Annotated in this window: 21 protein-coding genes; 9 read left to right on the forward strand and 12 right to left on the reverse strand. The window is 54.6% G+C overall.

Annotated features, from left to right (window positions below; all coding sequences use genetic code 11):
* Positions 1-20 precede the first annotated feature (20 nt).
* The 4 genes from pstC to phoU all read left to right on the forward strand — a co-directional run bounded on the left by pstC (position 21) and on the right by phoU (position 3,494).
* Positions 21-980, forward strand: a complete 960-nt coding sequence (gene pstC / locus ACLD3P_RS19665) for a phosphate ABC transporter permease PstC (protein ID WP_000741630.1) — start codon at positions 21-23, stop codon at positions 978-980.
* Positions 980-1,870 carry a phosphate ABC transporter permease PstA gene (gene pstA / locus ACLD3P_RS19670; RefSeq protein WP_000212196.1) on the forward strand — a complete coding sequence of 297 codons (891 nt, stop codon included), beginning with the start codon at positions 980-982 and terminating at the stop codon, positions 1,868-1,870. The genes pstC and pstA overlap by 1 nt, the downstream gene beginning before the upstream one ends.
* Before the next feature lie 110 nt (positions 1,871-1,980).
* On the forward strand, positions 1,981-2,754 hold the full coding sequence (pstB, locus tag ACLD3P_RS19675; RefSeq protein WP_000063118.1) for a phosphate ABC transporter ATP-binding protein PstB: 774 nt from the start codon (positions 1,981-1,983) through the stop codon (positions 2,752-2,754).
* Between the two features lie 14 nt (positions 2,755-2,768).
* The gene (gene phoU / locus ACLD3P_RS19680; protein WP_000377800.1) at positions 2,769-3,494 is read left to right on the forward strand and encodes a phosphate signaling complex protein PhoU; all 726 of its coding nucleotides are present in this window, start codon (positions 2,769-2,771) and stop codon (positions 3,492-3,494) included.
* A 94-nt stretch (positions 3,495-3,588) separates the two neighbouring features.
* Here the strand turns inward: phoU and yieH are convergent, their stop codons facing one another.
* The gene (yieH, locus tag ACLD3P_RS19685; protein WP_411006633.1) at positions 3,589-4,254 is read right to left on the reverse strand and encodes a 6-phosphogluconate phosphatase; all 666 of its coding nucleotides are present in this window, start codon (positions 4,252-4,254) and stop codon (positions 3,589-3,591) included.
* A gap of 167 nt (positions 4,255-4,421) precedes the next feature.
* Between yieH and adeP the strand changes: the two genes are divergently transcribed.
* Positions 4,422-5,759 carry an adenine permease AdeP gene (gene adeP / locus ACLD3P_RS19690; RefSeq protein WP_001519317.1) on the forward strand — a complete coding sequence of 446 codons (1,338 nt, stop codon included), beginning with the start codon at positions 4,422-4,424 and terminating at the stop codon, positions 5,757-5,759.
* A 44-nt stretch (positions 5,760-5,803) separates the two neighbouring features.
* On the opposite strand, the gene ACLD3P_RS19695 is transcribed toward adeP, so the two are convergent.
* The 9 genes from ACLD3P_RS19695 to rpmH all read right to left on the reverse strand — a co-directional run bounded on the left by ACLD3P_RS19695 (position 5,804) and on the right by rpmH (position 13,491).
* Positions 5,804-6,388 (reverse strand): NADPH-dependent FMN reductase, encoded by a 585-nt coding sequence (locus ACLD3P_RS19695; RefSeq protein WP_079946062.1) that lies wholly within the window; start codon positions 6,386-6,388, stop codon positions 5,804-5,806.
* Positions 6,388-7,143 carry a 4'-phosphopantetheinyl transferase family protein gene (locus ACLD3P_RS19700; RefSeq protein WP_411006632.1) on the reverse strand — a complete coding sequence of 252 codons (756 nt, stop codon included), beginning with the start codon at positions 7,141-7,143 and terminating at the stop codon, positions 6,388-6,390. The genes ACLD3P_RS19695 and ACLD3P_RS19700 overlap by 1 nt, the downstream gene beginning before the upstream one ends.
* 157 nt (positions 7,144-7,300) lie before the next feature.
* Complete coding sequence (gene yidZ, locus ACLD3P_RS19705) at positions 7,301-8,260, reverse strand: HTH-type transcriptional regulator YidZ (protein ID WP_000749365.1); 960 nt, start codon at positions 8,258-8,260, stop codon at positions 7,301-7,303.
* Entirely contained in the window at positions 8,229-9,416 is a 1,188-nt protein-coding gene (locus ACLD3P_RS19710) for an MFS transporter (RefSeq protein WP_001608974.1), read from the reverse strand. Before ACLD3P_RS19710 ends, yidZ begins: the two co-directional genes overlap by 32 nt.
* A 182-nt stretch (positions 9,417-9,598) precedes the next feature.
* A complete protein-coding gene (gene mnmE / locus ACLD3P_RS19715) occupies positions 9,599-10,963 on the reverse strand; it encodes a tRNA uridine-5-carboxymethylaminomethyl(34) synthesis GTPase MnmE (protein ID WP_000019081.1) in 1,365 nt (454 codons plus the stop codon).
* A gap of 141 nt (positions 10,964-11,104) precedes the next feature.
* Positions 11,105-12,751 (reverse strand): membrane protein insertase YidC, encoded by a 1,647-nt coding sequence (yidC, locus tag ACLD3P_RS19720; protein WP_000378278.1) that lies wholly within the window; start codon positions 12,749-12,751, stop codon positions 11,105-11,107.
* A gap of 2 nt (positions 12,752-12,753) precedes the next feature.
* Positions 12,754-13,011, reverse strand: a complete 258-nt coding sequence (gene yidD, locus ACLD3P_RS19725; RefSeq protein WP_001307474.1) for a membrane protein insertion efficiency factor YidD — start codon at positions 13,009-13,011, stop codon at positions 12,754-12,756.
* Positions 12,975-13,334 (reverse strand): ribonuclease P protein component, encoded by a 360-nt coding sequence (rnpA, locus tag ACLD3P_RS19730; protein WP_000239725.1) that lies wholly within the window; start codon positions 13,332-13,334, stop codon positions 12,975-12,977. The genes yidD and rnpA overlap by 37 nt, the downstream gene beginning before the upstream one ends.
* A 16-nt stretch (positions 13,335-13,350) precedes the next feature.
* Positions 13,351-13,491 (reverse strand): 50S ribosomal protein L34, encoded by a 141-nt coding sequence (gene rpmH / locus ACLD3P_RS19735; protein WP_000831330.1) that lies wholly within the window; start codon positions 13,489-13,491, stop codon positions 13,351-13,353.
* Between the two features lie 660 nt (positions 13,492-14,151).
* On the opposite strand from rpmH, the gene dnaA reads away from it, so the two are divergent.
* From dnaA to gyrB, 4 genes are all read left to right on the forward strand, one after another.
* On the forward strand, positions 14,152-15,552 hold the full coding sequence (gene dnaA / locus ACLD3P_RS19740; RefSeq protein ID WP_000059093.1) for a chromosomal replication initiator protein DnaA: 1,401 nt from the start codon (positions 14,152-14,154) through the stop codon (positions 15,550-15,552).
* Positions 15,553-15,556: 4 nt separating this feature from the next.
* On the forward strand, positions 15,557-16,657 hold the full coding sequence (gene dnaN, locus ACLD3P_RS19745; protein WP_000673474.1) for a DNA polymerase III subunit beta: 1,101 nt from the start codon (positions 15,557-15,559) through the stop codon (positions 16,655-16,657).
* A 147-nt stretch (positions 16,658-16,804) separates the two neighbouring features.
* On the forward strand, positions 16,805-17,878 hold the full coding sequence (recF, locus tag ACLD3P_RS19750) for a DNA replication/repair protein RecF (RefSeq protein ID WP_000060079.1): 1,074 nt from the start codon (positions 16,805-16,807) through the stop codon (positions 17,876-17,878).
* Between the two features lie 28 nt (positions 17,879-17,906).
* Positions 17,907-20,321, forward strand: a complete 2,415-nt coding sequence (gyrB, locus tag ACLD3P_RS19755; protein WP_411006631.1) for a DNA topoisomerase (ATP-hydrolyzing) subunit B — start codon at positions 17,907-17,909, stop codon at positions 20,319-20,321.
* Positions 20,322-20,339: 18 nt separating this feature from the next.
* On the opposite strand, the gene ACLD3P_RS19760 is transcribed toward gyrB, so the two are convergent.
* Complete coding sequence (locus tag ACLD3P_RS19760) at positions 20,340-21,236, reverse strand: LysR family transcriptional regulator (RefSeq protein ID WP_411006630.1); 897 nt, start codon at positions 21,234-21,236, stop codon at positions 20,340-20,342.
* Positions 21,237-21,350: 114 nt separating this feature from the next.
* Complete coding sequence (locus tag ACLD3P_RS19765) at positions 21,351-22,544, reverse strand: mandelate racemase/muconate lactonizing enzyme family protein (RefSeq protein ID WP_023245509.1); 1,194 nt, start codon at positions 22,542-22,544, stop codon at positions 21,351-21,353.
* Positions 22,545-22,557: the final 13 nt, after the last annotated feature.

Raw genomic sequence — 22,557 nt, forward strand, 5'->3', positions numbered from 1 at the left:
TTTAATGGAAAGAGTAATTTATGGCTGCAACCAAGCCTGCTTTTAACCCGCCGGGTAAAAAAGGCGACATGATTTTCAGCGCGCTGGTAAAACTGGCTGCGCTGATTGTGCTATTGATGTTGGGCGGTATTATCGTCTCATTGATCATCTCCTCCTGGCCAAGTATCCAGAAATTTGGTTTCTCATTTCTTTGGACTAAGGAATGGGACGCGCCAAACGATATCTACGGCGCACTGGTGCCTATTTACGGCACGCTGGTGACCTCCTTTATCGCACTGCTGATCGCCGTTCCGGTCAGTTTCGGCATTGCCCTGTTTTTAACCGAGCTGGCGCCAGGCTGGCTAAAGCGTCCGCTCGGCATCGCCATTGAGCTGCTGGCGGCGATCCCCAGTATCGTGTACGGCATGTGGGGGCTGTTTATCTTCGCGCCGCTGTTTGCGACGTACTTCCAGGAGCCGGTCGGCAATATTCTTTCCAACATTCCGTTTGTCGGCGCGCTGTTCTCCGGCCCGGCATTTGGTATCGGCATTCTGGCGGCGGGCGTCATCCTCGCCATCATGATCATCCCCTACATTGCGGCGGTTATGCGCGACGTCTTCGAGCAAACGCCGGTAATGATGAAAGAGTCCGCTTACGGTATCGGCTGCACTACCTGGGAAGTTATCTGGCGCATCGTGCTACCGTTCACCAAAAATGGCGTGATCGGCGGCATTATGCTGGGGTTGGGCCGTGCTCTGGGTGAAACGATGGCGGTCACTTTTATCATCGGCAACACTTACCAGCTCGACAGCGCGTCGCTGTATATGCCGGGCAACAGCATCACTTCCGCGCTGGCGAACGAATTCGCTGAGGCGGAATCGGGTCTGCACGTGGCAGCGTTGATGGAACTGGGGCTGATCCTGTTTGTGATCACCTTTATCGTCCTGGCGGCGTCTAAGTTCATGATTATGCGTCTGGCGAAGAACGAGGGAGCACGTTAATGGCTACGCTTGATATGCAGAACACCGCGCAGCTCGCGGAATCCCGTCGCAAGATGCAGGCGCGTCGCCGCATGAAGAACCGTATCGCACTAACGCTATCAATGGCGACGATGGCATTTGGCCTGTTCTGGCTGATCTGGATTTTGATGTCCACTATCACCCGTGGTATCGACGGGATGTCGCTGGCGCTGTTTACCGAAATGACGCCGCCGCCGAACACGGCGGGTGGCGGGCTGGCGAACGCCCTGGCGGGGAGTGGATTGTTGATTCTCTGGGCTACCGTATTGGGTACGCCGCTGGGGATTATGGCCGGAATCTATCTGGCGGAATATGGCCGTAAATCCTGGCTGGCGGAAATCATTCGCTTTATTAACGACATTCTGCTTTCCGCGCCGTCAATTGTTGTGGGGCTGTTTGTTTACACCATCGTGGTGGCGCAGATGCAGCACTTCTCCGGTTGGGCAGGGGTGATTGCGCTGGCGCTGTTGCAGGTACCGATCGTTATCCGTACCACTGAAAACATGCTCAAATTGGTGCCGGATAGCCTGCGTGAAGCCGCTTATGCGCTGGGTACGCCGAAGTGGAAGATGATCTCCGCGATTACGCTGAAAGCCTCTATCTCCGGCATTATGACCGGTATCCTGCTGGCTATTGCGCGTATCGCCGGGGAAACGGCGCCATTGTTGTTTACCGCGCTCTCGAACCAGTTCTGGAGCACCGACATGATGCAGCCGATCGCCAACCTGCCGGTGACCATTTTTAAATTCGCGATGAGCCCGTTTGCCGAATGGCAACAATTAGCCTGGGCGGGCGTGCTGATTATTACCCTGTGCGTACTGCTGCTGAATATTCTGGCGCGCGTGATTTTCGCCAAGAAGAAACACGGTTAAGTTTAATACCTTGCCGGATGGCGGCGTAAACGCCTTATCCGGCCTACGGTTGACATATATGTAGGCCTGATAAGCGAAGCGCCATCAGGCATGATGAGGAAAAGAGTGAAATGAGTATGGTTGAAACTGCCCCGAGTAAGATTCAGGTTCGTGATTTGAACTTCTACTACGGCAAATTCCATGCCCTGAAGAACATTAATCTGGATATCGCGAAGAATCAGGTAACGGCATTTATCGGGCCATCCGGCTGCGGTAAATCAACGCTACTGCGTACCTTCAATAAAATGTATTCGCTTTATCCGGAGCAGCGCGCGGAAGGTGAAATTCTGCTGGATGGCGACAATATTCTCACCAACACCCAGGATATCGCGCTGCTGCGCGCAAAAGTGGGGATGGTATTCCAGAAGCCGACGCCGTTCCCGATGTCCATCTATGACAATATCGCCTTTGGCGTGCGTCTGTTTGAGAAGCTGTCTCGCGCCGATATGGACGAGCGCGTGCAGTGGGCGTTGACCAAAGCCGCATTATGGAACGAAACCAAAGATAAATTGCACCAGAGCGGGTACTCTCTCTCCGGTGGTCAGCAGCAGCGCCTGTGCATTGCGCGTGGTATCGCCATTCGCCCGGAAGTGTTGCTGCTGGATGAGCCATGTTCAGCTCTGGACCCGATCTCTACCGGGCGTATTGAAGAGCTGATCACCGAGCTGAAACAGGATTACACCGTGGTGATCGTGACCCACAACATGCAGCAGGCGGCACGTTGCTCCGATCATACGGCGTTTATGTACCTGGGCGAGTTGATTGAGTTCAGCAACACGGACGATCTGTTCACCAAGCCCGCGAAGAAACAAACAGAAGACTATATCACCGGTCGTTACGGTTAATTCAGGAGTGCGTAATGGACAGTCTGAACCTTAATAAACATATTTCCGGCCAGTTCAACGCCGAACTGGAAAGCATCCGCACTCAGGTAATGACCATGGGCGGCATGGTGGAGCAGCAGCTTTCTGACGCTATCACCGCCATGCACAACCAGGACAGCGAGCTGGCGAAGCGCGTGGTAGAAGGCGACCATCAGGTTAATATGATGGAAGTCGCCATCGATGAAGCCTGCGTGCGTATTATCGCCAAGCGCCAGCCGACGGCGAGCGATCTGCGTCTGGTGATGGCGATTATCAAAACCATCGCCGAACTGGAGCGCATTGGCGACGTGGCGGATAAAATCTGCCGTACCGCGCTGGAGAAATTCTCCCAGCAGCACCAGCCGCTGTTGGTGAGTCTGGAGTCACTGGGCCGCCACACCGTGCAGATGCTGCACGACGTTCTGGATGCGTTCGCGCGGATGGATCTCGACGAAGCGGTGCGTATCTACCGTGAAGACAAGAAAGTTGACCAGGAATATGAAGGCATCGTGCGTCAGCTGATGACCTACATGATGGAAGACTCGCGCACGATTCCCAGCGTGCTGACCGCGTTATTCTGCGCGCGCTCTATCGAGCGTATCGGCGACCGCTGCCAGAATATCTGCGAATACATCTTCTACTTCGTGAAGGGGCAAGACTTCCGTCACGTGGGCGGCGATGAGCTGGATAAGCTGCTGGCGGGGAAAGACCCGAAAGAGTAAATCTCATTCTTTTGCCCGGTGGCGCTGCGCGTACCGGGCCTACAGGTACAGATGCTGTAGGCCGGATAAGCGTCAACGCCATCCGGCATTTCAGTTAACGCGTAATCTCCCACCCGCGCGCTTTCCACAATCCCGGCAACTGCGCCAAATCGGTAAACGTCGTCACGTTAGGGTGATCGATCGGCTTGTTATGCGGATCGGCGCAGAAATAAAACACTTCCATTCCCGCCGCAATTCCTGACTGCGCGCCTGCGCTGGAATCATCCACCAGAATACACTTCTCAACATTGACTTTCATGGCGTTCGCCGCATGGAGCATCAGCGCCGGATCGGGCTTCCAGCGTTGAATATCGTAACCGCTAAACAGTAAATCGGGAAAATGATGCAACATGCCCAGTTTACCCAGCGAATGCTGCATCTTACTGACCGGCCCGTTGGATACCACGCACATGGGCGTCTTAATGCTCTCCAGCAGGGTATTTGCGCCCGCGATCGCTTCCAGTTCGGTATCGAACAGACGCGCAACCTCGGCGCGATACACGGATTCCAGCTCCGCCTTTGCCAGCGCAACGCCATGCTCTTTACTGATGGTATCGATAATTTCGTAGAGTTTTACGCCCTTAAAGCGTCTGAATACTTCCGTGAGCTCAAGCGTAATGCCGAACTGCCGGAACATAGTGACATAGGCGCGCGAGCAAATCACTTCACTGTCGACCAGCGTGCCGTCACAGTCAAAAAACACCGCTTCGATTTGGGACATGTCATTTCCATTTTAACAAGTTTAACGTTTACGTAATGCTGAATGAGGGGACGCAATCGTTGCCGTACTAACAAATTGAGTGAAAAAATTACCACACAACTGCGCCAGGTGTCGCATTTTGGTATAGGATAACGGCGAATTTTCCCTCCTTTCTCCGGAAATTGATAATGAGTCAACAACACACCACCCAGGCTTCTGGTCAGGGTATGCTGGAACGCGTGTTTAAACTGCGCGAACATGGCACGACGGCACGAACCGAAGTGATCGCCGGTTTTACCACTTTCCTGACGATGGTTTATATCGTTTTTGTTAACCCGCAAATTCTGGGCGTAGCTGGCATGGACACCAGCGCCGTCTTTGTGACCACCTGTCTGATTGCGGCCTTTGGCAGTATTCTGATGGGCCTGTTCGCTAACCTGCCGGTGGCGCTGGCGCCCGCGATGGGGCTGAACGCGTTCTTTGCCTTCGTGGTTGTGCAGGCAATGGGACTGCCGTGGCAGGTAGGCATGGGCGCCATTTTCTGGGGCGCTGTTGGTCTTTTATTGCTGACTATCTTCCGCGTGCGTTACTGGATGATCGCCAACATTCCGGTCAGCCTGCGCGTGGGCATCACCAGCGGCATCGGCCTGTTTATCGGCATGATGGGGCTGAAAAACGCCGGCGTGATCGTCGCTAACCCGGAAACGCTGGTCAGCATCGGCAACCTGACCTCGCACAGCGTGCTGCTGGGGGTTCTCGGATTCTTTATTATTGCGATTCTCGCTTCGCGCAACATTCATGCGGCGGTGCTGGTGTCCATCATCGTCACGACGCTGCTTGGCTGGATGATGGGCGATGTACACTACAACGGCATTGTCTCCGCGCCGCCAAGCGTCACCAGCGTGGTAGGGCATGTCGATTTGGCAGGCTCGTTCAATCTTGGCCTGGCGGGGGTTATTTTCTCCTTCATGCTGGTAAACCTGTTTGACTCCTCCGGTACGCTGATTGGCGTGACCGATAAAGCCGGCCTGGCGGATGAGAAAGGCAAATTCCCGCGCATGAAGCAGGCGCTGTTTGTTGATAGTATCTCTTCCGTCACTGGCGCATTTGTCGGAACGTCTTCTGTGACCGCTTATATTGAATCGTCTTCCGGCGTTTCGGTGGGCGGTCGCACCGGTTTGACGGCGGTGGTGGTCGGTATTTTGTTCCTGCTGGTTATCTTCCTGTCGCCGCTGGCGGGCATGGTGCCGCCTTACGCGGCGGCGGGCGCGCTGATTTACGTCGGCGTGCTGATGACCTCCAGCCTGGCGCGGGTAAACTGGCAGGATTTAACCGAATCGGTCCCGGCGTTTATTACGGCGGTAATGATGCCGTTTAGCTTCTCGATCACCGAAGGTATCGCGCTGGGCTTTATCTCCTACTGCGTGATGAAAATCGGTACCGGTCGCCTGCGCGACCTTAGCCCGTGCGTAGTGATTGTCGCGCTGTTATTCGTGCTGAAGATTGTGTTTATTGACGCACACTGATGAAATGAACCCTCGCCCCATCGGGGGGAGGGTTTTTAACGAACTTACGCTTTAACGCGCTGAATATACTCGCCAAATGCGGTCAACTGACCGGTCAAATGATCTAACGTTCCCTGATCCACCACTTCGCCCAGTTGCGGGTCGACTTTATTCTGAATCACGCCGCCCATAAATTCCGGTTTGTTCATCACCATTGCATCAAGGAACACCAGAATCTGGCGCAGATGATACTGGCAGCGCGCGCCGCCAATCGCCCCCATTGAACTGGTCTGGATAAGAACGGGCTTACCCGCCAGCGGCTGCTCAGGCAGACGGGATAGCCAGTCGATGGCATTCTTCAGGCCGCCGGGAACGGAATAGTTATATTCCGGCGTCACAATGACGACGCCGTCGGCGTTGCGAATCTGCTCCGCCAGCGCCTCTACGCTGGCTGGAAATCCCTCTTCCTGCTGGATATCGGCGTCATACAGCGGAATATCCCCGATCGAAGGCAGCGGCGATACCGTCATTCCTGCCGGCGCGACTTTAGGCAGCGTACGCGCCACCATCCCGTTAAAGGAACCTTTGCGTAAACTTCCCAGCAGTGTAACCACATTCAGCGTTTCAGACATACGTGCCCCTTTTTTCATTATGAACGATTAAGCGTATACGATTTGGCGGCGGGGAGTTGGGCGAATCGCATCAGACGGCCGGTTGGCTCATTGGCGCGCGTCTGGATATCGAGCAGGCTTTTCCAGCCCAGTTTGCCATCGAACTCCCACACTTTTAATTTTTCTATCGCTGGCGTAACGGTTACGGACCATACCAGCACATCTTCCGCATCGCATACGGCTTCAAGCTGTGTGACATGCGCGCACTTCAGGCGTCCGGCAACGGGTAAAAGTTGCAGCTCCCGCGGATCGTCATTCATGACATCGCCGGTGAGTTTTAACACGCTCTGGCGCAATGTGATGAGTTGCGCTCGCGCTTCGTTGGGATCGTTTTGATTGGCTACCCATAAGTTTTCATTGCGGGAGAAAGGGTGGCGTTCGAGCGAATGCGGATGGTGAAAGCCGCGGGAGGTGCGCTGTAATTCCATATCCAGCCCGCACTCTCCTTCGGTGGTCAACGCCACGCCAACCATATTTCCGGCGTAGGAGATAGAAAAACCTGGCAGATTTTTGTCACGAAACGCGGGTTTACCTTTCGCCTGAATAATGATTTCCGGCAGCTCGCTAATTCCGTACAGCATAAACATCAGTTCGGCAAGAAGGCCTCTGGAGGCGAGAAAACGCGTTCGTCGGTGAGCAGGCAGGTTTCTGGCTTCAATATGGCAAGACGAAGAGAGACGAATTGAAACCAACTGTCCCTCCGTAAGTATCCCTCTGGCAAAGTGAGTCGCCATTTTTCGCTCCGTGATTAATGGGCCGTGATAATGACGAGAGTAACATTAACGTAAATTATGGACAGGTTTTACGCGCTAAAAATTCAATTTCAGAACGTTCTTTAATCAGACGGTGACATTTCTGGTAAGAGGAAGGTTAATTTATCAACGCAGGTGGTCAGATAAGGCGACGGCAGAGCGTGTTGATAGCCTGTCGTAGCCACACAATCTTGGGATTATGACTATTACGTTTGTGCCATAATAGGGTAAACGGCACCATCAGCTTTTCCCGCTGTTGCGCATCAAAAGGCAGGGGGCGCGCCACTAACGGTAGCTGGTGGAGCTGATTGTAGTGCTGGCAATAGCGCGGCGCGGTTGCTATCAGGGTGTGATCCGGCTGGGCGGCCATAAAGAGCGACTGCTCGAACCCCGGCAGGCTCAACGCGATATGGCGTTTGCGTCCCATTTCTTGCAGGACATCATCCAGCGCCCAGGTATCGCTTTGCTCCCAGCAAATACTGATATGCGGGTAGCGCAGAAATGTGTCCAGATCCCACGCTTCGCGCAGCGCCGGATGATCTTCCCGCAGCCAGACCCACGGCAAATCGCTAAACAACACCTCAAAATCAATCGCGAGCGGCAACAGACTGAGCAATTCTCGCGAGCGGGGATGGCTTTCGCGTCCGGTAAATCCGATATCGACTTCCCCACGCGTAATCGCCTCCAGCGAGTCATAATCCCAGTTGCGAACCTTAATGGTAGCCTGCGGATAGCGCTGATAAATCTGCTGCGACAGTGAATTAAACATAATCATCATCAGCGGCGACTCTGCCGCCAACTCAAATTTTAAACCGCGCGGCGTTTGATGATGCGGCTTATCAAGCAGTTGGTTCCCCATCTGCATCCAGTCCGCCAGACTTTGCTCCATACTGACCATCAGCGGCGTCGGCGCCAGGCCCAGCGGCGTATTGACGAACAGCGGATCGTCAAACCATGCCCGGAGTTTCGCCAGCGATTTGCTGACCGCAGAGGGCGTTACGTTCATCCGTTTTGCAGCTTTAGTGACGCTGCGCTCCTGCATGAGTAACTGTAGGCATAACAGCAGATTAAGATCGAGATTGGTAAGGGATTTCTTCATGCTCGGCTACGGACCTGTTGGGCGTGACGGAGAAGATCAGCAGAATACTCACTATGCTACAACCAATCAGAATCCCGATCAGCATATTCATCGCGCTGATACCGAGTATTGCCGCCAGCCAAATCCACAGTGATGAACCGCAAACCTGCGCGATACCCAGCGTGGAACTGGCCACTCCGGCGCGCAGCGAAAACGGCCCCAGCGCCTGGCTCATCGCGACGCCAAAACCAACCGAGAATCCGGCGCAGATAAGCGTCAGGCCAAAGAGCGTGACGGTATTGGTATGAGCAAGGCTTAACGTCACGCCAGCCGTCAAAAACAGCCCCTGTGAGACGAGCATTAAAGTTCGCGGCTTAAATAACCCAAGCGCAAAAGGGGTAGAAAAAGAGACGACCATACTGACGCCTGCGGTGAGCGCCATGGTAATGGCATAGTCGCCACGACTAAATCCCATCACCTCCATCAGCAGCACTGGAGAGGCATTGACGAAGGTCAGGATCACCGACACGCTAAGGGTGGTGATCGCTAGTCGACTAACGAAAAAACGGTTAACCAGCGACTCGGCGGCGGGCGACGATCGTGATAAATCGCGTGGAGCCAGCCTTGCCGGGCGCGTCTCGCGCAGGATAAACAGTGATAACAGGCCCACAATAATGCCCATCGCGGACATCGTATAGAACAGACTTTGCCAGGGGAAACGAAGCATAATCAAATGCCCCACCACCGGGGCGAGTACCGGCACAATACAGGTAATCCCATTCAATAATGACAGCACTTTCGCCCGGCGATGCTCATCAAGCGTGTCGCGCAGAATGGCGAACGCCACCACATAGCAGCCGCCTGCGCCTACTCCCTGAAGAAAACGTCCACTCAGAAATAGCGAGCCTTCCGACGCCCGTGAACAAAGCAGTGAGGCCATCATAAAGACGAGCGCGCCGACGATCGCGACCGGCTTGCGGCCTGACTGGTCGGCTATCTTCCCGGCAAACAGCATGGCCGTCGCCATTCCGGCCAGGTAAACGGAGAAGGCGATATGCAACTGCGCCTCGCTGGCGTTCAGATCGGCGGCTATACGCGGTAAACCGACCAGATACATATCAATACCGGCAGGATAGAGTAAAACCAGGGCAAAACTACACAGTAGAAAACGTTTCATAGCGGCCTCACGAAAAGTGTGGCGCTAAGAATACGGGGCGACGTTGCGCGAGACGAGTTGCCATTTGGACAACAGTGATTTCCGCATGGGAAATCATTGCTGCCGGATGGCAGCATAAACGCCTTATCCGACTTACGGGTTTTGTAGGCCCGGTAAGCATCGCGCCACCGGGCAACACAACGTTATTTGCCAATACAGAAGCTGGAGAAAATCCGTCCCAGCAGGTCGTCGGAGGTAAACTCGCCGGTAATCTCGCTTAAGCTTTGCTGCGCCAGGCGCAACTCTTCCGCCAGCAGTTCCCCCGCCCATGCGCCTAATAACTGCGCTTTGCCCTGCTCAAGATGTTCAGCGGCTTCCGCCAGCGCCTGTAGGTGACGGCGACGGGCCAGGAAGCCGCCTTCCATATTGGTATCAAAACCCATGCTCTGCTTGAGGTGGTTACGCAACACGTCGACGCCTTCGCCGGTACGCGCCGAGAGGCGAACCAGTGAGTGACCATTTACTTCACTAATACCCAGCGTTTCGCCGGTGATATCCGCCTTGTTACGTACCACGGTAATCGGTAGATTTTTGGGCAGACGGGCGATAAAGTCCGGCCAGATGTCGGCAGGGTCCACGGCGTCCGTCGTGGTGCCATCCACCATAAACAGCACGCGATCGGCCTGTTCAATCTCCTGCCAGGCGCGTTCGATGCCGATACGCTCAACTTCGTCGCTGGCGTCGCGCAGTCCGGCGGTATCGATGATATGCAGCGGCATCCCGTCGATGTGAATATGCTCGCGCAACACGTCGCGCGTGGTACCGGCGATATCGGTGACAATGGCCGCTTCACGGCCTGCCAGCGCATTCAGCAGGCTGGATTTCCCGGCATTCGGGCGTCCGGCAATCACTACCTTCATCCCTTCGCGCAGCAGGCTGCCCTGGCGCGCTTCGGTGCGCACGGCGTCAAGATCGGCGATGACGCCATTGAGCTGCGCTTCGATTTTGCCGTCAGAGAGAAAGTCGATCTCCTCATCCGGAAAATCAATAGCCGCTTCGACGTAGATTCGCAGGTGAGTAAGTGCTTCCACAAGGTGGTTAACGCGGGCGGAAAATGCCCCCTGTAACGAGTTTAGCGCCGAACGCGCCGCCTGTTCGGAACTGGCATCGATCAGGTCGGCAATGGCTTCCGCCTGGGCTAAATCGAGCTTATCGTTGAGGAACGCTCGCTCGGAGAACTCGCCCGGTCGGGCAATGCGCACGCCTGGAAGCGTCAGGATACGTTTTAACAGCAGGTCCAGGATCACCGGACCGCCGTGCCCTTGTAGCTCCAGCACATCTTCACCGGTGAAGGAGTTCGGGCCGGGGAACCACAGCGCAATACCCTGATCCAGCGCGCTGCCGTCAACGTCTTTAAACGGCAGGTAGTCGGCATAGCGCGGCTTCGGCAGCTTGCCCAGCACCTCTTGCGCAACGTCTCGCGCCTTCAGACCAGAGATACGCAGGATACCCACGCCACCGCGTCCCGGTGGGGTTGCCTGGGCGACGATAGTGTCGTTATGGCTCATGGTTAGTCTCAACTTTGTTGCAATAAAAAAAGGCGGTCATATGACCGCCTTTTGATTGTAGGCCTGATAAGCGTTAGCGCCATCAGGCTGACCGGCGCGCCTTGCCGGATGGCGGCTTCGCCTTATCCGGCCTACACCGAATCAGGATTTTTTCTTCTCGCGGCTATGCAGGCCACGCTTCTCCAGACCACGGTAAATCAGCTGCTGCTGAATGATGGTGACCAGGTTGCTGACGATATAGTACAGCACCAGACCTGACGGGAACCACAGGAAGAACACCGTAAAGATGACCGGCATAAAGGTCATGATCTTCTGCTGCATCGGGTCGGTCACGGTGGTCGGCGACATCTTCTGAATGAAGAACATCGTTACGCCCATCAGGATCGGCAGAATGTAGTACGGGTCCTGTGCGGACAGGTCATGAATCCACAGCGCGAACGGCGCATGACGCAGTTCAATGGAACCCATCAGCATGTAGTACAACGCCAGGAAGATAGGCATCTGGATGATCAGCGGGAAGCAGCCGCCCAGCGGGTTAACCTTCTCCGCTTTGTACAGGGCCATCATCTCCTGGCTTTGGCGCTGTTTATCATCGCCAAGACGTTCGCGCATCGCCTGAATTTTCGGCTGCAGCATACGCATCTTCGCCATTGACGTGTACTGCGCTTTGGTCAGCGGGTACATGATACCGCGAACGATAAAGGTAATGATGATAATGGAGAAGCCCCAGTTGCCCACAAAGCTGTGGATCCACTTCAGCAACTTGAACAGCGGCTGAGAGATGAACCACAACCAGCCGTAGTCCACGGTCAAATCCAGGTGCGGTGCAACAGCCGCCATTTTATCCTGAATTTCCGGGCCGACCCACAGGGTGCTGGTCATCGCGCCAGTCTGGCCTGGCTGTACCAGTACCGGCTGCGCTTTATAGCCGATAGCGACAATGCCGTTACCCAGATTGGCGGTGTAGAAATTGTTGGTGCCGTCGTTACGCGGAATCCATGCGGTAGCGAAATACTGTTGCAACATTGCCACCCAACCGCCTTTGGAGCTGACGTTGAGGTTTTCGTTATCGGCAATGGTGTCGAATTTGTATTTCTCATACTTCTCATCCGGCGTGGAGTACGCTGCGCCGCGGAACGTATGCAGCGCAAAGTTGCTGCTGCCGGTGTCGCGATGAGGAGGCAGGTTGACGGATTGTTTTAACTGACCAAAGGTGGATACTTCCAGCGGTTTTTCGCCGGTGTTCTGCACGCTATAGTTCACGTTAACCGCATAATCGCCACGCTTAAAGACAAACGTTTTGGTAAACGTGTTGCCTGCGGCGTCAGTATAAGTCATCGGAACCTGCAGTTCGTTCTGACCGTCGGCCAGTACAAACGCATCTTTCTCGACGTTGTACAGCGGACGCGGGCCGTTCGCCGGGTTATCCGGGCCGTCGCGGCCTGTCAGGCCGCTTTGCGCCTGATAGATAAACTGCGGGGTGGTTTCCAGCAGCTGGAACGGTTCGTTGGAACCCAGTTCTTTCGGGTAAGCCGGGAGCAAGGCCTGCTCGACATCACCACCACGGGTGTTGATAGTCAAATCAAGCACATCGGTTTTCACCGTAATCATTTTCCCCTGGCCACTGGCTGGTACGCCCTGGTCGGCGGCGCTACCCGCTGCGGTGGTCGTTGTCTGCGTGGTCTGTTGAGTCTGAGGTTGCGGATTTTTATCCTGCTCCCAGGCTTGCCAGATCATGAAAGACACGAACAGCAAAGCGATGACTAAAAGATTGCGTTGCGAATCCATCGTTAGTGTTCTCTGGTATCAAATGGTCCGGGCGGGACGGGATCGTCACCACCAGGGTGTAAAGGGTGGCATTTTAATACGCGTTTCACCGTCAACCAACTGCCTTTTATCACTCCAAACCTGCGCAATGCCTCAATTCCGTAGCTTGAGCACGTTGGCGTGAAACGACAATGCGGCCCAAGCAGCGGACTGATCAGGCGTTGATAGACCCGAATAAGGGCTATCAGGACCCGCGAGCCAGGCGACAGTGGCGGCGCCATAATTTTTCCAACGCTTCCGAGAGAGCACGGTTATCGAGGTCGGCAACCCCTTTTTTCGCCACCACCACGAAATCCATTGCAGGAAGTTCATGCTGGCGCAGACGGAAGCTTTCACGCGTCAGACGTTTAATCCGGTTGCGTTCATGCGCACGTCGAACATTTTTCTTGGCGACGGTAAGACCGATACGGGGATGCCCCAGCGAATTCAGGCGGCCGAGGATGGTGATTTGCGGCGTGCCAGCCCGTTGAGGTTGCTGGAAGACGAATGTGAAATGAGCGGGAGTTAACAAACGTAACTCCCTGGGAAATGCGAGCTTAACCACTCAGGGGTTAGCTTTATTACTTGGAAACGGTCAGACGAGCGCGGCCTTTAGCACGACGACGTGCCAGAACCTGACGACCATTTTTAGTAGCCATACGAGCACGGAAGCCGTGAGAACGGTTGCGCTTCAGTACAGACGGTTGAAAAGTGCGTTTCATGGCGATTTCTACCTAAACTTGAATAAATTCACTGACTTTTGCGTATACCCGAACAAACTTTGAACGACTTACGCCACAGTGTGGGTGATTAAAGAGGCCGGATTGTAATAATTGTACACTCCGGAGTCAATTCTCTTTCCTTATTTTCCCGCGATTTTCCACGCCTTTTTGTGCGGAAAATAAGCAGCGTTGACGCCATATGACGGGCATTGCGCGACGGGTGGAGAATTATACGGACTGCCAGGTAAAGCGCAAGGATCGCCCTGGATCTTTATGCGATCTTTTAGGCGTCTGCTCACCTTTACCTATTAATTTTTTCAATATGCGCGCGAAAGCGTACAGGAGTTCCCCTGGATCGATTACACTTATCCTTTCCTGGAAAGTCCTGTGGATAAATCGGGAAGAATCTGTGAGAAACAGAAGATCTCTTGCTCAGTTTAGGCTATGATCCGCGGTCCTGATCGTTTCAAACGATCCTGGTCAGGCATGAACACGAAATCTTTCAGACTGCGTGAAGTCGCGATCGTTTGAAAGATCCGTGAAAACCGCAGACAGCGGTTCGTGCGTCACCCTTCATGCAGGGTCTTATCGACGTGCGCCAACAATCATTAATGTATCAGCCTTTGTCATTTATCGACTTTTGTTCGAGTGGAGTCCGCCGTGTCACTTTCGCTTTGGCAGCAGTGTCTTGCCCGATTGCAGGATGAGTTACCAGCCACAGAATTCAGTATGTGGATACGCCCGTTGCAGGCGGAACTGAGCGATAACACGCTGGCTTTGTATGCGCCAAACCGTTTTGTGCTCGATTGGGTAAGAGATAAGTACCTCAACAATATCAATGGATTACTCAACACATTCTGCGGCGCGGATGCCCCACAACTGCGTTTTGAAGTGGGAACAAAGCCCGTTACGCAAACGCTAAAAACGCCTGTGCATAACGTTGTCGCGCCTGCGCAGACAACGACGGCGCAGCCGCAGCGCGTAGCGCCTGCGGCCCGTTCGGGCTGGGATAACGTACCAGCGCCGGCGGAGCCGACCTACCGCTCCAACGTCAATGTTAAACATACATTTGATAACTTCGTCGAAGGTAAATCCAACCAACTGGCGCGCGCGGCGGCACGTCAGGTGGCGGATAATCCAGGCGGCGCTTATAACCCGTTATTCCTCTATGGCGGCACCGGTCTGGGTAAAACTCACCTGCTGCACGCGGTGGGTAACGGCATTATGGCGCGTAAACCCAACGCGAAAGTCGTGTATATGCACTCCGAGCGCTTTGTGCAGGACATGGTAAAAGCCCTGCAAAATAACGCCATCGAAGAGTTTAAACGCTACTACCGCTCCGTTGACGCATTGCTGATCGACGATATTCAATTCTTCGCCAATAAAGAACGATCCCAGGAAGAGTTTTTCCACACCTTTAACGCTCTGCTGGAAGGCAATCAGCAGATCATTTTGACGTCGGATCGCTATCCGAAAGAGATCAACGGCGTTGAGGATCGTCTCAAGTCCCGCTTTGGTTGGGGGCTGACAGTGGCGATCGAACCGCCAGAACTGGAAACCCGCGTGGCGATCCTGATGAAAAAAGCGGACGAAAATGATATTCGTCTGCCAGGCGAGGTCGCGTTCTTTATCGCCAAGCGTCTACGCTCTAACGTACGTGAACTGGAAGGCGCGCTGAACCGGGTGATCGCCAATGCCAACTTTACCGGCCGGGCGATTACTATCGACTTTGTGCGCGAAGCGCTGCGCGATTTACTGGCGTTGCAGGAAAAACTGGTCACCATCGACAATATTCAGAAGACGGTGGCGGAGTATTACAAAATCAAAATTGCAGATCTGCTTTCTAAGCGTCGATCTCGCTCGGTAGCACGTCCGCGCCAGATGGCTATGGCGCTGGCAAAAGAGCTCACCAACCACAGTCTGCCGGAAATCGGCGATGCGTTTGGCGGGCGCGACCACACTACCGTACTTCATGCCTGTCGTAAAATTGAGCAACTGCGTGAAGAAAGCCACGATATCAAAGAAGATTTTTCGAATTTAATCAGAACATTGTCGTCGTGATCCTATGAAATTTACCGTTGAACGTGAACATTTATTAAAACCGCTTCAGCAGGTCAGCGGCCCGCTGGGCGGTCGTCCTACGCTGCCGATTCTCGGTAACCTGCTCCTCCAGGTAGCGGACGGTACGCTTTCTCTGACCGGCACCGATCTTGAAATGGAGATGGTCGCGCGCGTTACGCTTTCTCAGCCGCATGAGCCAGGCGCCACTACCGTGCCGGCGCGGAAATTCTTTGATATCTGCCGCGGCCTGCCGGAGGGCGCGGAGATTGCCGTTCAGTTGGAAGGCGATCGGATGTTGGTGCGTTCTGGCCGTAGCCGCTTCTCGCTGTCTACGCTGCCTGCCGCCGATTTCCCGAATCTTGACGACTGGCAAAGCGAAGTTGAATTTACGCTGCCGCAGGCCACGATGAAGCGCCTGATTGAAGCGACCCAGTTTTCGATGGCCCATCAGGATGTGCGCTACTACTTAAACGGTATGCTGTTTGAAACGGAAGGTAGCGAACTGCGCACTGTCGCGACCGACGGCCACCGTCTGGCGGTGTGCTCAATGCCGCTGGAAGCGTCTTTACCCAGCCACTCGGTGATTGTGCCGCGTAAAGGCGTGATTGAACTGATGCGTATGCTCGACGGCGGCGAAAACCCGCTGCGCGTGCAGATCGGCAGTAATAATATCCGCGCGCACGTCGGCGACTTTATCTTTACCTCGAAGCTGGTGGATGGTCGCTTCCCGGATTACCGTCGCGTTCTGCCGAAGAATCCGGATAAACATCTGGAAGCGGGCTGCGATATCCTCAAGCAGGCGTTTGCCCGCGCGGCAATCCTCTCGAATGAGAAATTCCGCGGCGTGCGTCTGTACGTCAGTGAGAATCAGCTCAAAATCACCGCCAATAACCCGGAGCAGGAAGAAGCGGAAGAGATTCTGGACGTGAGCTACGGCGGGACGGAGATGGAAATCGGCTTTAACGTCAGTTACGTGCTGGACGTGCTCAATGCGCTGAAGTGCGAAACCGTGCGCATTATGCTGACGGATTCCGTATCCAGCGTACAGATTGAAGATGCGGCGTCACAGTCGGCTGCCTATGTTGTTATGCCAATGAGGCTGTAGAATCTGAAAAGGGGCTGGTTTACTTGCCATTTCGCCTCCCGGCAGTGCTCGAAATGCTCACGTACTTCGTGTACGCTCCGCTTTCTGCGCGCTGGCGGTAGACGAACTGGCTGCGACACACACGCCCCTGGACGAATGTACTAATATATGTCACTGACGCGCCTTTTAATCAAAGACTTCCGCAACATAGAAAATGCGGATCTCGCTTTATCCCCCGGCTTTAACTTCCTGGTTGGCGCCAACGGCAGCGGCAAAACCAGCGTGTTGGAAGCTATCTATACGCTTGGCCACGGTCGGGCGTTTCGCAGTTTGCAGCCTGGCCGCGTGATTCGTCATGAGCAGGAAGCGTTTGTTCTTCACGGGCGATTACAGGGCGAAGAGCGTGAGACGTCGATTGGCTTAACCAAAGATAAGCAGGGCGACAGCAAAGTCCGTATCGATGGTACCGACGGTCACAAGATCGCGGAGCTGGCGCATTTAATGCCGATGCAGTTGATTACGCCGGAGGGGTTTACTTTACTCAACGGCGGCCCCAAATACAGAAGAGCGTTCCTTGACTGGGGATGCTTTCACAACGAAGCCGGATTCTTCACCGCCTGGAGTAACCTGAAACGATTGCTGAAACAGCGTAATGCTGCGCTGCGCCAGGTGAGTCGTTATGAGCAATTGCGCCCGTGGGATAAAGAGCTGATCCCGTTGGCGGAACAAATTAGTACCTGGCGGGCGGAGTACAGCATCGCTATCGCACAGGACATGGCGGATACCTGTCAGCAGTTTTTACCTGAATTTTCCCTGACGTTCTCTTTCCAGCGCGGCTGGGAGAAAGAGACAGACTATGCGGACGTGCTGGAGCGAAGCTTTGAGCGTGACCGTATGTTGACCTACACCGCGCACGGGCCGCATAAAGCGGACTTTCGCATTCGCGCTGACGGCGCGCCGGTGGAAGATACCCTGTCGCGCGGGCAGCTAAAGTTATTGATGTGCGCCTTACGTCTGGCGCAGGGCGAGTTCCTCACCCGCGAAAGCGGGCGGCGCTGCCTGTACCTGATAGATGATTTTGCCTCTGAACTTGACGATGCGCGTCGCGGACTGCTGGCCAGCCGCTTAAAAGCCACGCAATCGCAGGTCTTTGTCAGCGCAATTAGCGCTGAACACGTTATAGACATGTCGGATGAAAATTCGAAGATGTTTACCGTGGAAAAGGGTAAAATAACGGATTAACCCAAGATTAAATGAGCGAGAAACGTTGATGTCGAATTCTTATGACTCCTCCAGTATCAAAGTCCTGAAAGGGCTGGATGCGGTGCGTAAGCGCCCGGGTATGTATATCGGCGACACGGATGACGGCACCGGTCTGCACCACATGGTATTCGAGGTGGTAGATAACGCTATCGACGAAGCGCTCGCAGGTCACTGTAAAGATATCGTCGTGACTATTCACGCCGATAACTCCGTGTCCGTAACGGATGATGGCCGTGGCATTCCGACCGGGATTCACCCGGAAGAAGGCGTCTCGGCGGCGGAAGTGATCATGACCGTTCTGCACGCGGGCGGTAAATTTGACGATAACTCCTATAAAGTCTCCGGTGGTCTGCACGGCGTGGGCGTCTCGGTAGTCAACGCTCTGTCGCAAAAACTGGAGCTGGTTATCCAGCGAGATGGCAAAATTCACCGTCAGATCTACGAGCACGGCGTGCCGCAGGCACCCCTGGCCGTCACTGGCGATACCGATAAAACCGGCACGATGGTACGTTTCTGGCCGAGCCACGAAACCTTCACTAACGTCACTGAATTTGAATATGAGATCCTGGCGAAACGCCTGCGTGAACTGTCATTCCTGAACTCAGGCGTTTCCATCCGCCTGCGTGACAAGCGCGACGGCAAAGAAGATCATTTCCACTACGAAGGCGGCATCAAGGCGTTTGTTGAATATCTGAACAAGAATAAAACGCCGATCCACCCGAATATCTTCTATTTCTCCACCGAAAAAGACGGTATCGGCGTGGAAGTAGCGCTGCAGTGGAACGATGGTTTCCAGGAAAACATCTACTGCTTTACCAACAACATTCCGCAGCGCGACGGCGGTACTCACCTGGCAGGCTTCCGTGCGGCGATGACCCGTACGCTGAACGCCTACATGGACAAAGAAGGCTACAGCAAAAAAGCCAAAGTCAGCGCCACCGGTGATGATGCCCGTGAAGGCCTGATTGCGGTGGTTTCCGTGAAGGTGCCGGATCCGAAGTTCTCCTCGCAGACCAAAGACAAGCTGGTCTCTTCCGAGGTGAAATCGGCGGTAGAACAGCAGATGAACGAACTGCTGAGCGAATACCTGCTGGAAAACCCATCTGACGCGAAAATCGTCGTCGGCAAAATTATCGACGCCGCGCGTGCGCGTGAAGCGGCGCGTCGCGCCCGTGAAATGACCCGTCGTAAAGGCGCGCTGGACTTAGCGGGCCTGCCGGGCAAACTGGCCGACTGCCAGGAACGCGACCCGGCGCTGTCCGAACTGTACCTGGTGGAAGGGGACTCCGCGGGCGGCTCTGCGAAGCAGGGGCGTAACCGCAAGAACCAGGCGATTCTGCCGCTGAAAGGTAAAATCCTCAACGTCGAGAAAGCGCGCTTCGACAAGATGCTCTCCTCTCAGGAAGTGGCGACGCTGATCACCGCGCTGGGCTGCGGTATCGGTCGCGACGAGTACAACCCGGACAAGCTGCGCTATCATAGCATCATCATCATGACCGATGCGGACGTCGACGGCTCGCACATCCGTACGCTGCTGTTGACCTTCTTCTATCGTCAGATGCCGGAAATCGTCGAGCGCGGCCACGTCTACATTGCGCAGCCGCCGCTGTACAAAGTCAAGAAAGGCAAGCAGGAACAGTACATTAAAGACGACGAAGCGATGGATCAGTACCAGATTTCCATCGCGCTTGACGGTGCGACTCTGCACGCGAACGCTCATGCGCCGGCGCTATCCGGCGAAGCGTTAGAAAAACTGGTCTCTGAATATAACGCCGCGCAGAAAATGATTGGTCGTATGGAGCGTCGCTTCCCGAAAGCGCTGCTCAAAGAGCTGGTGTATCAGCCAACTCTGACCGAAGCCGATCTTTCTGATGAGCAGACTGTAACGCGCTGGGTGAATGCGCTGATTACCGAGCTGAACGAGAAAGAGCAGCACGGCAGTCAGTGGAAGTTCGATGTTCATACTAATACGGAACAGAATCTGTTCGAGCCTATCGTTCGCGTGCGTACGCATGGCGTGGATACCGATTATCCGTTGGATCACGAGTTTGTGACCGGCGCGGAATATCGTCGTATCTGCACGCTGGGCGAGAAGCTGCGCGGTCTGATTGAAGAGGACGCGTTTATCGAACGCGGCGAGCGTCGCCAGCCGGTAACCAGCTTCGAGCAGGCGCTGGAGTGGCTGGTGAAAGAATCACGTCGCGGTCTGGCTATCCAGCGTTATAAAGGTCTGGGTGAAATGAACCCGGATCAGTTGTGGGAAACCACCATGGACCCGGAAAGCCGCCGTATGCTGCGCGTGACCGTTAAAGATGCGATTGCTGCCGACCAGCTGTTCACCACGCTGATGGGTGATGCCGTTGAGCCGCGTCGTGCCTTTATTGAAGAGAACGCCCTGAAAGCAGCGAATATCGATATTTAACCTGCCTTAATCCCCGGCCTACCGCTGGTTGGCCGGGGCATCATGATGTTCATCGACATAGCTGAATAAAAAATCTCTAAAGCGCTGAGTGGCGGGCGTTTGTGCGCGCCACGCATGGAAATAAAGGTTCATATTGCGCCGCAGCGGAGGCGTGAGCGAACAGGTCGCTAATTGGTAGCTTTTGGCGTAATGGCGGGAAAAGGTTCCGGCGATCACCACGCCTTCACACTGCGCCGCCAGCGACATGGCGGTCGCCATATGTTCCACCGTCATTTTGGGCTTAATGCGCACGCCAGCGGTCGCGGAGATCATCGGAACGGATTCGTTGCCAACGGCGATCAGCTCTTCGCTTTGAATCTCTTCCCAGCGTACCGCTTTTTTATGCAGACGATAGTCAGGATGGCAGTACAGGGCGATTTCCGTTGTGAACAGCGTTTGTTTATCGATTTCCGGTTCCAGCGGCCGCTCAGGGCCGATACCGAAATCCGCTTCTCCCAGCATAATGCTTTTTTGTAATTGCGACATGGGCTTATCAATAAGCTGTACGTGGGTATGCGGATGCTGCCGCTTAAAGGCATGGATGATTTGCGGTAGAAAAGCACAGGCGATCAGCGGCGCGCCAACAACCCGTACCAGGGATTTTTTGATCTCTTTCAGGTCGCGAGCATAGTTTTCAGCTCGCTGGAATTCTTCAACCACCCGCATAGCGGAGGGCAAAAATTTTTCTCCGTCGGGCGACAGCTTCACCACGCGCGAAGTGCGGTCGAAAAGGGAAACCTCCATCTGGCTTTCCATTTCGTTGATTAAACCGCTAACGGCGCCCTGCGTGATGCACAGATATTTGCTGGCAGCGGTAAAACTGCGCAAATCCGCGACGGCCAGAAACGCGCGAAATTGCCGGATAGTTAAATTCATTTGCCACCTGTCTTACCCCTTTACAGAGAAGATTTTATCTCAGGCTGGATAAGGTCGCGTTGATACGACTCGCAAATACAGGGGGTCTGCCTGCGGCGCAGGCAGACAGTTGGTTTATTTTACGGTGATGGTTGGTGATTTTTTCATGGTTTCTTCGGTCAGTTCCTGGCCGATGCCGGGAAGCTCCGGGACTTCGTACATGCCGTTCTTCGGCAGGTAGTTGTATTTACAGGTCTGTGTATTCGGTTCCAGCAGCGCATACCTGTGCAGTTCGTGGATAACGAAGTTAGGGATTGCGGTTTCCATATGCAGCGCCACCGCTGTGGAAATCGGCCCTCCGCAAACGTGGATTTGCACCGTTTTGTCGTAAACGTGCGCCATATCGCAGATTTTCTTCACTTCGGTGATGCCGCCGCAGGTGCAGATATCGGGCTGAATCACGCTCAGGCTGCCGTTTTCCAGGAAAGGGCGGTATCCCCAGCGCCAGTATATGCGTTCCCCAGCCGCCAGCGGAATATTGACCTTATCGGCAACCTGCTTCATCTGCCCTGGGTTCAGCGGCATAACCGGTTCCTCGTAGTAGAAGATGCCCAGTTCTTCGATCATGCGGCCAAACTGAATCGCCGAGGTGGTATCCGTAAAAGCGTGCATTTCGGCGATGATATCCACGTCCGGGCCGACTGCATCACGTATGGCGGCCATACGGTCATAGCCCAGGCGCAGGATTTTATCGGTGAGAGGCCCGTTGAGGTTTTGCTGGTTCCAGTTGCCGTGGCGATCCATTGCGACGGTATCCACTTTTATTGCGTCATAGCCTTCGCTGACGGCGGTCAGCGCCGCCTGTGCATACTGCTCCGGCTCGGTCAGCATATCTTTATCGCTGCCGTCCCCCCAACCAAACTGTAGCTGACTGGCGTAGGTTCTGATTTTCTCGCGGCTTTTGCCGCCAAGCATTTTATACAGCGGTACGCCCCACGCTTTGCCTTTGATATCCCACAGCGCGATATCGATGCCGCTCATCGCCGCGGAAAAAATGCCGCCGCCGCCCTGCCCCCAGAAGGTTTTTTTGAGCATCTTTTCCCAGATAGCTTCGTTATTCATCGGGTCCATGCCGATGATAATGGAGGCTAAATCTTTTGCCATGCCGATGCCCGCAGAGGCACCGACGCCGTAAGCCAGCCCGACTTCGCCAAAACCGGAAATGCCCTCATCGGTATTAATTTTTACCACCACCGGACGCCATTTGCTGGTGGCGGACGCAAAATCGTTCGCCACATCAATAATATCAACGCTGGTAATTTTCATAATTTACTCCTCGTAA

It is taken from the genome of Salmonella sp. 741265073_HBA, assembly GCF_046569105.1.
Classification (GTDB): domain Bacteria; phylum Pseudomonadota; class Gammaproteobacteria; order Enterobacterales; family Enterobacteriaceae; genus Salmonella; species Salmonella enterica.

Bases quoted from the DNA above. Each gene is read 5' to 3' on its own strand.
- pstC (WP_000741630.1), top strand. From the start codon at position 21: ATGGCTGCAACCAAGCCTGCTTTTAACCCGCCGGGTAAAAAAGGCGAC.
- pstA (WP_000212196.1), top strand. From the start codon at position 980: ATGGCTACGCTTGATATGCAGAACACCGCGCAGCTCGCGGAATCCCGT.
- pstB (WP_000063118.1), top strand. From the start codon at position 1,981: ATGAGTATGGTTGAAACTGCCCCGAGTAAGATTCAGGTTCGTGATTTG.
- phoU (WP_000377800.1), top strand. From the start codon at position 2,769: ATGGACAGTCTGAACCTTAATAAACATATTTCCGGCCAGTTCAACGCC.
- yieH (WP_411006633.1), bottom strand. From the start codon at position 4,254: ATGTCCCAAATCGAAGCGGTGTTTTTTGACTGTGACGGCACGCTGGTC.
- adeP (WP_001519317.1), top strand. From the start codon at position 4,422: ATGAGTCAACAACACACCACCCAGGCTTCTGGTCAGGGTATGCTGGAA.
- ACLD3P_RS19695 (WP_079946062.1), bottom strand. From the start codon at position 6,388: ATGAAAAAAGGGGCACGTATGTCTGAAACGCTGAATGTGGTTACACTG.
- ACLD3P_RS19700 (WP_411006632.1), bottom strand. From the start codon at position 7,143: ATGGCGACTCACTTTGCCAGAGGGATACTTACGGAGGGACAGTTGGTT.
- yidZ (WP_000749365.1), bottom strand. From the start codon at position 8,260: ATGAAGAAATCCCTTACCAATCTCGATCTTAATCTGCTGTTATGCCTA.
- ACLD3P_RS19710 (WP_001608974.1), bottom strand. From the start codon at position 9,416: ATGAAACGTTTTCTACTGTGTAGTTTTGCCCTGGTTTTACTCTATCCT.
- mnmE (WP_000019081.1), bottom strand. From the start codon at position 10,963: ATGAGCCATAACGACACTATCGTCGCCCAGGCAACCCCACCGGGACGC.
- yidC (WP_000378278.1), bottom strand. From the start codon at position 12,751: ATGGATTCGCAACGCAATCTTTTAGTCATCGCTTTGCTGTTCGTGTCT.
- yidD (WP_001307474.1), bottom strand. From the start codon at position 13,011: ATGGCGCCGCCACTGTCGCCTGGCTCGCGGGTCCTGATAGCCCTTATT.
- rpmH (WP_000831330.1), bottom strand. From the start codon at position 13,491: ATGAAACGCACTTTTCAACCGTCTGTACTGAAGCGCAACCGTTCTCAC.
- dnaN (WP_000673474.1), top strand. From the start codon at position 15,557: ATGAAATTTACCGTTGAACGTGAACATTTATTAAAACCGCTTCAGCAG.
- recF (WP_000060079.1), top strand. From the start codon at position 16,805: ATGTCACTGACGCGCCTTTTAATCAAAGACTTCCGCAACATAGAAAAT.
- gyrB (WP_411006631.1), top strand. From the start codon at position 17,907: ATGTCGAATTCTTATGACTCCTCCAGTATCAAAGTCCTGAAAGGGCTG.
- ACLD3P_RS19760 (WP_411006630.1), bottom strand. From the start codon at position 21,236: ATGAATTTAACTATCCGGCAATTTCGCGCGTTTCTGGCCGTCGCGGAT.